Origin of the sequence: Streptomyces cahuitamycinicus, assembly GCF_002891435.1 — a bacterium.
GTDB lineage: Bacteria > Actinomycetota > Actinomycetes > Streptomycetales > Streptomycetaceae > Streptomyces > Streptomyces cahuitamycinicus.
Genome location: NZ_POUC01000060.1, coordinates 17,341 through 28,934 on the forward strand (window position 1 = coordinate 17,341; position 11,594 = coordinate 28,934).

An 11,594-nucleotide genomic window follows, 5' to 3' on the forward strand; every position below is an offset into this window, starting at 1 on the left:
CGAGGGCGGCCCCGGATGCCCCGGAGCCGCCCTGGAAGGCCGGGCCGCTACTTGCTGCGGCTGTAGTTCGGTGCCTCGACCGTCATCTGGATGTCGTGCGGGTGGCTCTCCTTGAGACCGGCCGACGTGATGCGGACGAAGCGGCCCTTGGTCTCCATCTCGTCGATGGAGGCGGCGCCCACGTAGCCCATCGTCTGCCGCAGACCGCCGACGAGCTGGTGCAGGACGTTGGCGAGCGGACCACGGTAGGGCACCTGGCCCTCGATGCCCTCGGGCACGAGCTTGTCGTCGGAGCCGACCTCGGCCTGGAAGTAGCGGTCCTTGGAGTACGACTTGCCTTGGCCGCGGGACTGCATCGCACCGAGCGAGCCCATGCCGCGGTAGGACTTGAACTGCTTGCCGTTGATGAACTGCAGCTCGCCCGGGGATTCCTCACAGCCGGCGAGGAGGCTGCCCAGCATCACGGTGTCGGCGCCGGCGGCCAGGGCCTTGCCGATGTCGCCGGAGTACTGCAGGCCGCCGTCGCCGATCAGTGGGATGCCCGCCGGACGGGCCGCGAGGGACGCCTCGTAGATGGCGGTGACCTGCGGGACACCGATACCGGCGACCACGCGGGTGGTGCAGATGGAGCCGGGGCCCACGCCCACCTTGATGCCGTCGACGCCGGCGTCGATCAGTGCCTGGGCGCCGTCACGCGTGGCGACGTTGCCGCCGATCACGTCGACGCCGACGCTCGACTTGATCTTCGCCATCCAGCTGAGGGCGTTGCTGTTGTGGCCGTGCGAGGTGTCGACGACCAGGAAGTCCACGCCCGCACCGGCGAGCGCCTGGGCGCGCTCCAGGGCCTCGGGGCTGGCTCCCACGGCCGCACCGACGAGCAGCCGGCCCTCGGAGTCCTTCGCCGCGTTGGGGTACTGCTCGGCCTTGACGAAGTCCTTGACCGTGATGAGGCCCTTGAGGACACCCGCGTCGTCGACCAGCGGAAGCTTCTCGATCTTGTGGCGGCGCAGCAGCTCCATGGCGTCGGCGCCGGAGATGCCGACCTTGCCGGTGACCAGCGGCATCGGGGTCATGACCTCGCGCACCTGACGCGTGCGGTCGGTCTCGAAGGCCATGTCGCGGTTGGTGACGATGCCGAGCAGCTTCTTGTTGCCGTCGGTGACCGGGACGCCGCTGATGCGGAACTTGGCGCACAGGGCGTCGGCCTCGCCCAGCGTCGCGTCGGGGTGCACCGTGATCGGGTCGGTGACCATGCCGGACTCGGAACGCTTCACCAGGTCGACCTGGTTGACCTGGTCCTCGATGGAGAGGTTGCGGTGCAGGACGCCGACGCCGCCCTGGCGGGCCATCGCGATCGCCATGCGGGACTCGGTCACCTTGTCCATCGCCGCGGAGAGCAGCGGGATGTTGACCCGGACGTTGCGGGAGATGCGGGACGAGGTGTCGACCGCGTTGGGGAGCACTTCCGATGCACCCGGCAGCAGCAGCACGTCGTCGTAGGTCAGCCCGAGTGTCGCGAATTTACCGGGCACTCCGTCGACGTTGGCAGTCATGACACCTTCCCCAAATGGCCTTGATCGGTGCGGATGTCCATGCTAACGGGAAGCGGGGCTGTCTCATTCCACGGTTCCGCCTGGCTCCGGGCTTCGTATGTTCGTACGGAAGCGGCGCACCGCCTGTTCAACTGAGGGGTTCTTCAAGCAGGGCTACTGCTCGGCCAGCGCCCGCAGCCGGCTCAACGCCCTGTGCTGCGCCACCCGGACCGCCCCGGGTGACATTCCCAACATCTGGCCGGTCTCCTCGGCCGTCAGCCCCACCGCGATGCGGAGCAGCAGCAGCTCCCGCTGGTTCTCGGGGAGGTTGGCCAGGAGCTTCTTGGCCCATTCCGCGTCACTGCTGAGCAGGGCGCGCTCCTCCGGGCCGAGGGAGTCGTCCGGGCGCTCGGGAATCTCGTCGGAGGGGACGGCCGTCGAGCCGGGGTGGCGCATCGCCGCGCGCTGGAGGTCGGCGACCTTGTGCGCGGCGATGGCGAAGACGAACGCCTCGAAGGGGCGCCCGGTGTCCCGGTAGCGGGGCAGTGCGAGCAGCACCGCCACGCAGACCTCCTGCGCGAGGTCCTCCACGAAGTGCCGCGCGTCGCCCGGGAGACGGGACAGACGGGTGCGGCAGTAGCGCAGGGCCAGGGGGTGGACATGGGCGAGCAGGTCGTGCGTCGCCTGCTCGTCCCCGTCGACGGCGCGGTGGACGAGCGCACCGATCGCGCCCTGGGCATGGGCCGCCTCGTCGTCGCGCATCGGTCCATGGTGCCTTGCGGCCGCCGGCTCCGCGGCACCGCTTCCGTTGTTGTGCACCGAAGCGTTATGAGCAGGTGCGCCGGCACTCATCCGCTGCGCCCTCCCCTTCCGCTCGACCGACTCGTCCCCGAGGAACTCCACACCCTCAAGGATGCGGCATCCGCGGCGAAACGAGCAGCGGGCACCCGGCGAACCCCCGGTCCACCCACGCCCACCTGGCATTCCGTGCTCTCACGAGGACCGCTGGGGCCTGCTGTTCGAATCCTCCCGGGGAGGTGGGGCCTCGCCTGCGCCCTCCCGGGCTCTGGACCTTGCCTCGGCCGGGGCAGAGCCCTGACGGCGCTGCCACCGGCCACCGGCCTCGGTCCACGCGGGTGCGGCTCGCGCGGGGGCATCCGGGTGCCCCCGCCCTCCGGTGCCGACCGGAGGCCGCGCGTCGAAACCGGCCCGGTCCGCAGGACGGGCGTGATCCGAACGACAGGCCCTAGCGCACCAGACCCCACCGGAAACCGAGCGCCACGGCGTGGGCCCGGTCCGAGGCGCCGAGCTTCTTGAACAGGCGCCTGGCGTGCGTCTTGACGGTGTCCTCGGAGAGGAACAGCTCACGGCCGATCTCCGCGTTCGAGCGGCCGTGGCTCATGCCTTCGAGGACCTGGATCTCACGCGCCGTGAGCGTGGGCGCGGCGCCCATCTCGGCCGAGCGCAGCCGGCGCGGGGCGAGCCGCCAGGTCGGGTCGGCCAGGGCTTGGGTCACCGTCGCGCGCAGTTCCGCGCGGGAGGCATCCTTGTGCAGATAGCCGCGGGCACCGGCGGCGACCGCGAGGGCCACGCCGTCCAGGTCCTCGGCGACGGTGAGCATGATGATGCGCGCACCGGGGTCGGCGGACAGCAGCCGCCGGACCGTCTCGACGCCGCCCAGTCCGGGCATGCGTACGTCCATCAGAATCAGGTCCGAGCGATCGGCCCCCCAGCGGCGGAGGACTTCCTCGCCGTTGGCCGCCGTCGTCACGCGCTCTACGCCGGGCACGGTCGCGACCGCACGACGGAGCGCCTCTCGGGCAAGCGGGGAGTCGTCGCAGACGAGGACGGATGTCATGACCGCCCTCCGCAGCTGATGCGCGTCACCTTGAGCCTCCAGGCTGGTACGAAATCGTCACCTGTGCGGTCGACCGTCTCGGACGCCCGTCCGAGCGCTTGTTCCTTCAACCGCCTCGCACTCTCAACGACGGTCACCCGAAAGAGTTACGGGGGCGGCTGCCATCTTCGGCACTCTACGTGAGGGCTCGGACACGGTGCAGATACGCACAGCAGACCCTCGAACTTTCATCACAACCTATGCCCCATTCAGACCCATTTCTTCCGCTTTGCCAGTGTCTGGAGCTAGATTCGCAATGAGTCATATTTTCATCTCCTTAGATCGTAGTTGTACGGTCGTAGGCACCGGATCCGCCCAGAACGGCAACAAGGGGTCACGTAATGGCAGATTTCTCCCGCCTTCCCGGACCGAACGCGGACCTGTGGGACTGGCAGCTGCTGGCTGCCTGTCGCGGCGTGGACAGCTCGCTCTTCTTCCATCCGGAGGGTGAGCGCGGTGCGGCGAGGAGCGCTCGTGAGAACTCGGCCAAAGAGGTCTGCATGAGGTGCCCGGTACGCGCCGAGTGCGCCGCCCACGCCCTGGCGGTGCGCGAGCCGTACGGCGTGTGGGGCGGGCTGACCGAGGACGAGCGCGAAGAGCTGATGGGGCGGGCGCGCAACCGGCTGGTGTCGGCGTCGGCATCGGGCGGGCACACCGCCTCGAACAACTGAAGGAACGTTTCTGCGAACGGGCACGCACACGCGTGCCGTTGGTTTTTGGGACGCGCACGGGCGGCTGCTAGCGGCGGGCGGCCCGGGCCAGCTGGTCGAGCGTCGCCGCCACGGCCGGGACCTGTGCGAGGTCGGGCAGGGTGAGCGCGACGATCTCCCGCCGCACCGCCGGTTCGAGGCGCACGGTGCGCACACCCCGGGGCCGTACCGACTCGACGGCCAGCTGGGGCAGCACGGCCACGCCAAGACCGGCACCGACGAGGCCGACGACGGCGGGGTAGTCATCGGTCGCGAAGTCGATTCGCGGGGTGAAGCCGGCCGCCGCGCACACCTCGACCAGCTGTCCGCGGCAGCGCGGGCAGCCCGCGATCCACGGCTCCTCGGTGAGCTCGCCGATGTCGACGGACTCCGCGCCGGCGAGCCGGTGCCGCTCCGGCACGAGCGCGACGAGCCGGTCCGACAGCAACGGCCGTACGACGAGGTCGTCCCACTCCTCCGCGCCGGCCGCCCCCTCGTAGCGGAACGCGAGCGCCACGTCGCAGTCGCCCTCGCGCAGCAGCCCTACGGAGGCGGGCGGCTCGGCCTCCTCCAGGGAGACGCGGGTGCCCGGGTGCGCCTCGCGCAGCGCGGCGAGGGCCGTGGGGACGAGGGTGGAGCTGCCGCTGGGGAAGGAGACGAGCCGGACCCGGCCCGCGCGCAGCCCGGCGATGGCGGCGACCTCCTCCTCGGCCGCCGTGAGCCCGGCGAGGATGCCGGCGGCGTGCCGCACCAGGGCCTCACCCGCCTGGGTCAGGCGCATCTCCCGTCCGGTGCGGATCAGCAGCGGTGTGCCGACGGAGGTTTCCAGGGCCTTCATCTGCTGGCTGACGGCAGGCTGGGTGCAGCCCAGCTCGCGGCCGGCGGCGGAGAAGGAGCCGGTGGTGGCGACGGCGCGCAGGACGCGGAGATGACGAGCTTCGATCACTCTTCCAGGATAAGCGGACCTTTGATGTCGGTCCCGATAATGCGTCGACGCTTTGAGTGCCGGTCGCCTACCGTGCGGGCATGAGGCTTCTGTCAGTGAATCTGGGCCGCGCCGAGGCCGTGCCGTACACGGACAACCCGGTGGGCGTGACCGGGATCGACAAGCGGCCGGTGGACGGGCCGGTGCGGGTGTCCGCGCCCGGGCCCAAGGGCGTCGGCGGGAGCGGGCTGGCCGGGGACGCGGTGTGCAAGCTGGAGCACCACGGCGGCGACGACCAGGCGGTGTACGCCATGGCCCGTGAGGATCTGGACGACTGGGAGCGCGAGCTGGGCCGGACGCTGGCCCACGGCGCGTTCGGCGAGAACCTCACGACCCGCGGCCTGGACGTGTCCGGTGCCCTGATCGGCGAGCGCTGGCGGGTGGGGCCCGAGGCGGTGCTGGAGGTCACCTCCGGGCGGATCCCGTGCCGTACGTTCCAGGGCCACATGGGCGAGAAGGGCTGGGTCAAGCGGTTCACGCAGCGGGGTGCGCCGGGGGCGTATCTGCGGGTGATCGTGCCCGGGGAGATCCGCGCGGGCGATGCCGTCGAGATCGTGCACCGGCCCGGCCACGACGTGACGGTGGCCCTGCAGTTCCGGGCGGTGACGATGGAGCGGACGCTGTTACCGCGCCTGCTGGCCGCGGGCGACGCCCTGCATCCGGAGTTGCTGAGGACGGCTCGGGAGTACGAGGAGAGGTACGGGGCCTGATGGCCGCTCACCACGCCTGTCTCCACGACCCTTCACCACGGACGGCCGCACGCGGAAGCGGATGCACTCAGTCCAGGTCACTAACCTTCTGCCATGACAACGGCTCTGATTACGGGATCGACGGCAGGCATCGGGGCCGCGTTCGCGCGGCGACTGGCGGCCGACGGGCACAACCTGGTGCTGGTCGCCCGCGACACCAAGCGGCTCCGGGAACAGGCGACCGAACTGCACGACCGGCACGGCATCGAGGCGGAGGTGCTGACGGCCGACCTGGCCGAGGACCAGGGCATCGAGGCGGTGGCCGAGCGCCTCGGCGACCGCATGAACTCCGTCGACCTGCTGATCAACAACGCCGGGTTCGGCAACAAGGGCCGCTATCTCGACGTCTCCATGGCCGACGAACTGCGGATGCTGAAGGTGCACTGCGAGGCGGTGCTGCGGCTGACGTCGGCGGCGACCGGGGCGATGCGCGAGCGCGGCCGCGGCGGCGTCGTCAACGTCGCGTCGGTGGCCGCCTTCGTGCCCCGCGGCACCTATGGCGCCTCCAAGGCGTGGGTCGTGCAGTTCACGCAGGGCGCGGCGCGTGACCTGGCCGGCAGCGGCGTACGGCTGATGGCGCTCTGCCCGGGCTTCGTGCGCACCGAGTTCCACGACCGCGCCGGGATGGGCACCGACAACATCCCGGGCTGGATGTGGCTCGACCCGGACAAGCTGGTGGCGGCGGCGCTGCACGATCTGGCGCGCGGCAAGACGCTGTCCATTCCGGACCCGCGCTACAAGGCGCTGATGGGGGCGGCGAAGCTGGTGCCGCGGGGGATGCTCGGGGCGGTTTCCTCCCGGACGGGCCGGAAGTACGGGCCGCAGTAGGCGCACGCGGCCGGCCCGGCCGCTCCTCCCCCTCCCCCGGAGCCGGGAGGCACACGGGCCGGCCCCTTGGGACAATGGAGCTGTTCAGCCGGACCCAGGGGGGCCGGAGGCGAGGCCATGACCTTCGTACAGCTCATCCAATGCAGGACCAGCCGACTCGACGAGATGAACCGGCTGATGGACCGGTGGGTCGAGCAGACCCAGGGCAAGCGGACCGCGTCGCACAGTGTGGTGGCGAAGGACCGGGCCGACGCGTCGCACATCGTGGAGATCGTGGAGTTCCCGTCGTACGAGGAGGCGATGCGCAACTCCGGGCTGCCGGAGACCGACCGGATCTTCCGGGACATGGTGGCGCTCTGTGACGAGACGCCGACCTTCACGGACCTGGACGTGGTGCGGGACGAGCAGTTGTACGCGGCCACCGCGCGCAGGTTCTTCGAGCTCCTGCCCGGCCAGGGGGACGCGCCGCCGATGAACGACGTGTTCATCGAGGACTACCACGACCACGATCCCGCCAATGTGTCGGACGTCATCGGGCTGGACGCGATGCGGCGCGAGGTGGAGGTGTGGCGGGGTGGGTTCGACTTCTCGGTCACGATCGAGGACCAGATGGCACAGGGTGACCGGGTGTGCACCCGGTGGACCTTCCACGGGCGCCACACGGGCGACTTCCTCGGGATCCCGCCGACCGGGCAGGAGGTCACCATGACGGGGACGACCGTGCACCGCTGCACACCGGACGGGAAGATCGCCGAGGGCTGGTGGCAGTACGACCGGCTGGGGCTGATGCAGCAGCTCGGGGCTCTGGAGCCTACGGAGCTCTGACCCTGCGTCGCTCCTTCGGTCAGCCGATACGGGCTGGCGATGATGGGCGCACGCCAGGGGCTCGGTGTGAGGTGGCCCGCTGCTGCGCCCACTCCACGTGAGCGCTGGTTTCAGCCGCGGCGGTCGGGCTTCCGGTGGGAGCAGGAGGGGCTGGATCATCTCCGTGGGCTGACGCCGCGGACCGAGCCCTGTCGGGCATGGGCGACGTTCCAGTTCACCGGGGCGTCCGGGCGGATCAACGAGTGCGATGTGCTGATCGCGGTTCCCGGCGGGGTCTACCTGCTGGAGCTCAAGGGGCATCCGGGCCGGGTCGTGAACCACGGCGCACGTGGCAGGTCCACGGTGACGACCGGGTACGGACTCTGCGCAACCCGCTCCGTCTGACCGACCTCAAGGCCAAGGACAGGTTGCCCGTCCCCTCACCGGAAAACAGGACTGTGCTGTGCAACGTCGACGCCTCTTGGCCATGGCAGCCGCTGCGGTCGTCACAACCGGCTGCTCGTCCCAGGACGATGAAGCCCCGCCCACGGTCTCGGCACCCTCGTCTTCGGCATCGGCATCCTCTGACGGGGCCCGTGACGCCGTCGAGGCCTACGTTCAGGCCCTCAACTCCCGCAACGCCGTCGGGCTGATCTCGGTCGGGGGCGTCAAGGACGAGGGATGGTCCCGGCAGGAGGCCGAGCGGATCCTCGCCGACCGGGGCGGGCGCGGTTGGAAGATCAAGGACGTGCCGACATGGGCCGGACGTCGGCTCGGCCCGCCTGCTCGCGAGGACAAGAAGGGCAAGCCCCTGCAGGACACCTTCACCGTCACGCGGGAGAAGGGAACCTGGCACCTTACGGTCTTCACCGACCAGCCCGCCGAGCCGGGCAAGGAATCAACCGCGACCGACAATCCGCGTTCCTGACGACCACCGTCGTGGTGGCCCGGCCCGACGATCCGGGTCGGGCCACCATCCCGCAGGACACCGCGAGCCGGACGGCGGGGCATCCTCTGCCGGACGGGCCCGCATTCCGTGGCGGTCTGTATCAGCCGCTTCCGCCGCACCCGCCTAGCATCGGGGGCCACTCGGGTGCAGGCGTGCGCGATCCTGGGGAGCCCGCTTCTGCGATCGAAACCTTTGCCCGCGAGGGGGCGGGGCGGGGGACCGGGATCTCCCTGCAACTGGAGGTGCGCAGGTGCTTCAGAAGCACGTAGCGGGAGGTGCAGCTCTCTCCCTGACGGGGTGATCGGAGTGCCAGCCCCTCTCCACCATGATCTCCGCTGTCACACTGCGGTGACGCGGTGTGATCAGCGTCCGGCCTGCCCGGGCTGGACCTGAGCGGCTGGTGACGACGATGGGGTGCCGGGCGGAGGCTGGAGTTCCTGCTGGGCCCACGCCCCCGCGACCACCGTGGCGAACGCGGTAGCGGCGGCGACCAGTACGGTGCCTAGAGGCACGGTGATGGAGGAGAGCCGGCGGAAGTTGCGCACCTGGGACCATTTCAGCGCGGCGGCCCGCGCCAGCCACCATTCCCAGACGAGCCCCAGCCCCATGCAGACGACGAAGGTCTGGCCGGCGAGGCCGCCGCACGCCACCACCATGTCGTTCCAGGACGGGTTCCGTGTGAACTGCGGGTCCACGGTGAGGGGGATCATCGCCAGCACCTCGGCCGGCAGCACCACCGCCATGAGTGCCGCCGCCTTGGCGATCGGTGTACTGCCGCGCAGCAGGGCGTAGAAGTAGCCGAAGACGAAGCCGTACAGCGCCCAGTGGGCGAACCTCAACGCCTTGGAAACCTCTTCGAGGTGGAACGGCATGAACGCGTCGGCCCCCACGGGGTCAGCGGTCACGAGTTTGTAGGCGGCCCAGGGCAGGGCCAGTAGCAGGGCGAGGGCCGCACCCGCCGCACCCGCGCTCCGGGGCGCGGTTCCCGCGCTCGTTCCCAGCGCACACCGCTTCACGCGGGCCAACCGGGTCGCCGGGTCCCCGCGGCCCCCCGGCACGTCCAGTTTCTCCCAGCGCTCGGAGAACTCCGCCGCAGACATGTCACCATCCACGAGGGCCGACCGCGAGGCCCGCTGGAAGTCGGCACGCGTGTCCCAGAGGAGCTGTGTCCTCACCCACCGGCCCATGAGCCGTGCGTGTGCCTTCCGGCTGACACGCCGGAACCCGGCGGCCGTCGCGTCCGATCCGAGCGGGATCAACCAGAGCGAACCGAGCGCGGTGCACAGGACCGCGAGCGCGTCGCCCCACATCGACAGGGTCCGAAGGCTCGGGTTCCCCAGAGCCATGAGTACGCCGCAGACCAGGAGCACCCTGCCGACCGGCTCCGCGGCCCGGCCCCGGTCACCGAGTGCACCACGCCGGATCAGGTAGACGAGTTGCAGGACCACGCCGCACACCGCCACCGCGCAGAGCGGAAATCCCATGTATCCCGTGAAGAAGGATCTCTTGTAGTAGTCCCAGGTGTCGCTCCATGCCTGCGGTGGTGTCGTCATGTGGGCCACCAGGAAGGGGGAGAGCACCAGGGCCCAGAAGGCTGCGCAAGAGACGGCTCGGACCGCCGGTCTCGGAGTGCGGCCCAGCACCGGTCCCAGCAGCGACGTGAGCCAGACCGCGACCGGCCATGTGCAGACCAGTACGGCGGCCGCTTCGTACGTCGTCACCGTCGAGTCGTCGTCGGTCATGATCGGGGCGCCACCAAGCCCGTACGTCAGGCCGACGATCCACATGAACGTGCCCCCCGCGGCCGCCCACCTACGGACCGCCGTCCCCCTTTCGGCGAGACAGTGCAAGACGAGGAACAGGGCGAGTGTGAGGAGGAGCAGACCGACCAGGCGACCCCACCCGGCAGGAGTCAGCACCGTCCCGCCGGCTGCCAGAAGAGGAAGGACGAGAAGCGGGGCCGCGCCGCTCACGACGAGTACGCGGGTCGACGGGGGTCTGCGGGTGACCAGGCGGTGGCTGAACCACCATCCGGCCACCGGCAGGACGTACCACAGCCACATACCCAGGGCGGGGCCTGGTGCCCATTCCTGACCGGACGGGTCGGAGGGAGGGCCGCTGTACCGCCAGATCTCCCGTTGTCCCTGCGTCCCCAAGAAGGCGAGGGGGCACGCGGCCACCGTCAGCACCATGGCGACCGTCGCCCACCTACGTGGCACGGCGGGGCCGGCGAGCCTCACCACCAGGCATGCCGCGACGACACCGATCCCGCACACGGCGAGGCCAAAGACGGTCACCGGCTCCGCCCGCGACTGCCGCCGCGACGAGGGCGGCTTCGTCGTCTCGACCGTCCTCTCCAGGGCGACCGTGCCGACCATGGCCGGTGCGTCCTGCGACGCGGTCGTCACCCTCCATGTGACCACGCCGGGCGACTGCGATGCCACAGGCCCCTTTATTCCTCTGAACGACCAGCGCGGGGCTCTCACCTCCACCGTCCAGACCCCGGGGAGCCCTTCCGGTGCATGCTTGAACGCGCTCGCCACGTTGACGCGGACGTCCAGCCGCTGCGGGCCGGAACGCCGGGACAGGTGGACGGCGGAGTTTGTCTCCACCCGCACGGGGCTCCGGGACGACTCCTGCGTCACCCTGACCGCCGGGGCGTCCCAACTGTCGTAGCCCGCCGCCTCTCCGTCACGCTTCACGCTGTAGCCCTGGCAGAAGCCGACCCCCATCATCCGCAGCTGGGCCAGCGCCTCGCTTCTGATGCCGAGGGTGTATGTGCAGCGTTTGCGGACCACCACCTTCTCCCGCGACGCGTCCCAGCCGATGTCGACAGTGAGCTTCCCGGTGCGTTCCTCGTCCTTTCCTCCGCCGGCCGCGTCGGCCGGCCCGGCACCGGTCAGGGAGAGGCAGAGCAGCGTCAGCAGCACGACCGCCCCCGCCCCCAGGGACCTCGGCCCTGGCGCACGTCTGCTCGCCGGACACTCCATGTGATGGCACCCCCCGTGCTGGCACGCAGCGCACGTGGACGTTCCCCCACCGGACGTCCGCACTGCGGCTTCGCCATGATGGCCCCGCTCGCCCCGCTGCGGGGCTGCTTCGTCGGAAATCCCCCCTTGATGCGCATCGGGTCGATTGGTGGGAGGGGGCTGGCAGCTGTC

The 11,594-nt window shown here is 70.5% G+C and carries 11 protein-coding genes; 6 read left to right on the plus strand and 5 right to left on the minus strand.

Annotated elements, in window-relative coordinates; translation table 11 throughout:
• Positions 1-47 precede the first annotated feature (47 nt).
• From guaB to C1J00_RS11315, 3 genes are all read right to left on the minus strand, one after another.
• Entirely contained in the window at positions 48-1,553 is a 1,506-nt protein-coding gene (gene guaB, locus C1J00_RS11305) for an IMP dehydrogenase (RefSeq protein WP_102908913.1), read from the minus strand.
• A 153-nt stretch (positions 1,554-1,706) separates the two neighbouring features.
• Entirely contained in the window at positions 1,707-2,294 is a 588-nt protein-coding gene (locus C1J00_RS11310) for a sigma-70 family RNA polymerase sigma factor (RefSeq protein WP_102908914.1), read from the minus strand.
• Positions 2,295-2,778: 484 nt separating this feature from the next.
• A complete protein-coding gene (locus C1J00_RS11315; protein ID WP_003948568.1) occupies positions 2,779-3,390 on the minus strand; it encodes a response regulator transcription factor in 612 nt (203 codons plus the stop codon).
• Between the two features lie 380 nt (positions 3,391-3,770).
• Here C1J00_RS11315 and C1J00_RS11320 point away from each other — a divergent pair, with 380 nt between their 5' ends.
• Positions 3,771-4,100: a WhiB family transcriptional regulator gene (locus tag C1J00_RS11320; RefSeq protein ID WP_004927066.1), complete on the plus strand. Its 330-nt coding sequence runs from the start codon at positions 3,771-3,773 to the stop codon at positions 4,098-4,100.
• 67 nt (positions 4,101-4,167) lie between these two features.
• Here the strand turns inward: C1J00_RS11320 and C1J00_RS11325 are convergent, their stop codons facing one another.
• Complete coding sequence (locus C1J00_RS11325) at positions 4,168-5,064, minus strand: LysR family transcriptional regulator (RefSeq protein ID WP_031133068.1); 897 nt, start codon at positions 5,062-5,064, stop codon at positions 4,168-4,170.
• A gap of 80 nt (positions 5,065-5,144) precedes the next feature.
• Here C1J00_RS11325 and C1J00_RS11330 point away from each other — a divergent pair, with 80 nt between their 5' ends.
• From C1J00_RS11330 to C1J00_RS46635, 5 genes are all read left to right on the plus strand, one after another.
• Entirely contained in the window at positions 5,145-5,813 is a 669-nt protein-coding gene (locus C1J00_RS11330; protein ID WP_102908919.1) for an MOSC domain-containing protein, read from the plus strand.
• 93 nt (positions 5,814-5,906) lie between these two features.
• A complete protein-coding gene (locus tag C1J00_RS11335; RefSeq protein ID WP_102908915.1) occupies positions 5,907-6,680 on the plus strand; it encodes an SDR family NAD(P)-dependent oxidoreductase in 774 nt (257 codons plus the stop codon).
• Between the two features lie 117 nt (positions 6,681-6,797).
• Positions 6,798-7,505: an ester cyclase gene (locus C1J00_RS11340; protein ID WP_102908916.1), complete on the plus strand. Its 708-nt coding sequence runs from the start codon at positions 6,798-6,800 to the stop codon at positions 7,503-7,505.
• 42 nt (positions 7,506-7,547) lie between these two features.
• Positions 7,548-7,889, plus strand: a complete 342-nt coding sequence (locus C1J00_RS46630) for an NERD domain-containing protein (RefSeq protein ID WP_245936306.1) — start codon at positions 7,548-7,550, stop codon at positions 7,887-7,889.
• An 82-nt stretch (positions 7,890-7,971) separates the two neighbouring features.
• A complete protein-coding gene (locus C1J00_RS46635) occupies positions 7,972-8,412 on the plus strand; it encodes a hypothetical protein (protein WP_245936305.1) in 441 nt (146 codons plus the stop codon).
• A 383-nt stretch (positions 8,413-8,795) separates the two neighbouring features.
• Here C1J00_RS46635 and C1J00_RS11355 read toward each other — a convergent pair whose 3' ends face one another.
• Positions 8,796-11,363, minus strand: coding sequence for a hypothetical protein (locus tag C1J00_RS11355; RefSeq protein WP_102908918.1), 2,568 nt, complete (start codon positions 11,361-11,363; stop codon positions 8,796-8,798).
• Between the last annotated feature and the right edge of the window lie 231 nt (positions 11,364-11,594).

Coding starts and splice junctions, on each gene's coding strand:
- C1J00_RS11310 (WP_102908914.1), bottom strand. CDS start 2,294: ATGCGCGACGACGAGGCGGCCCATGCCCAGGGCGCGATCGGTGCGCTC.
- C1J00_RS11335 (WP_102908915.1), top strand. CDS start 5,907: ATGACAACGGCTCTGATTACGGGATCGACGGCAGGCATCGGGGCCGCG.
- C1J00_RS46635 (WP_245936305.1), top strand. CDS start 7,972: ATGGCAGCCGCTGCGGTCGTCACAACCGGCTGCTCGTCCCAGGACGAT.
- C1J00_RS11340 (WP_102908916.1), top strand. CDS start 6,798: ATGACCTTCGTACAGCTCATCCAATGCAGGACCAGCCGACTCGACGAG.
- guaB (WP_102908913.1), bottom strand. CDS start 1,553: ATGACTGCCAACGTCGACGGAGTGCCCGGTAAATTCGCGACACTCGGG.
- C1J00_RS46630 (WP_245936306.1), top strand. CDS start 7,548: ATGGGCGCACGCCAGGGGCTCGGTGTGAGGTGGCCCGCTGCTGCGCCC.
- C1J00_RS11320 (WP_004927066.1), top strand. CDS start 3,771: ATGGCAGATTTCTCCCGCCTTCCCGGACCGAACGCGGACCTGTGGGAC.
- C1J00_RS11315 (WP_003948568.1), bottom strand. CDS start 3,390: ATGACATCCGTCCTCGTCTGCGACGACTCCCCGCTTGCCCGAGAGGCG.
- C1J00_RS11330 (WP_102908919.1), top strand. CDS start 5,145: ATGAGGCTTCTGTCAGTGAATCTGGGCCGCGCCGAGGCCGTGCCGTAC.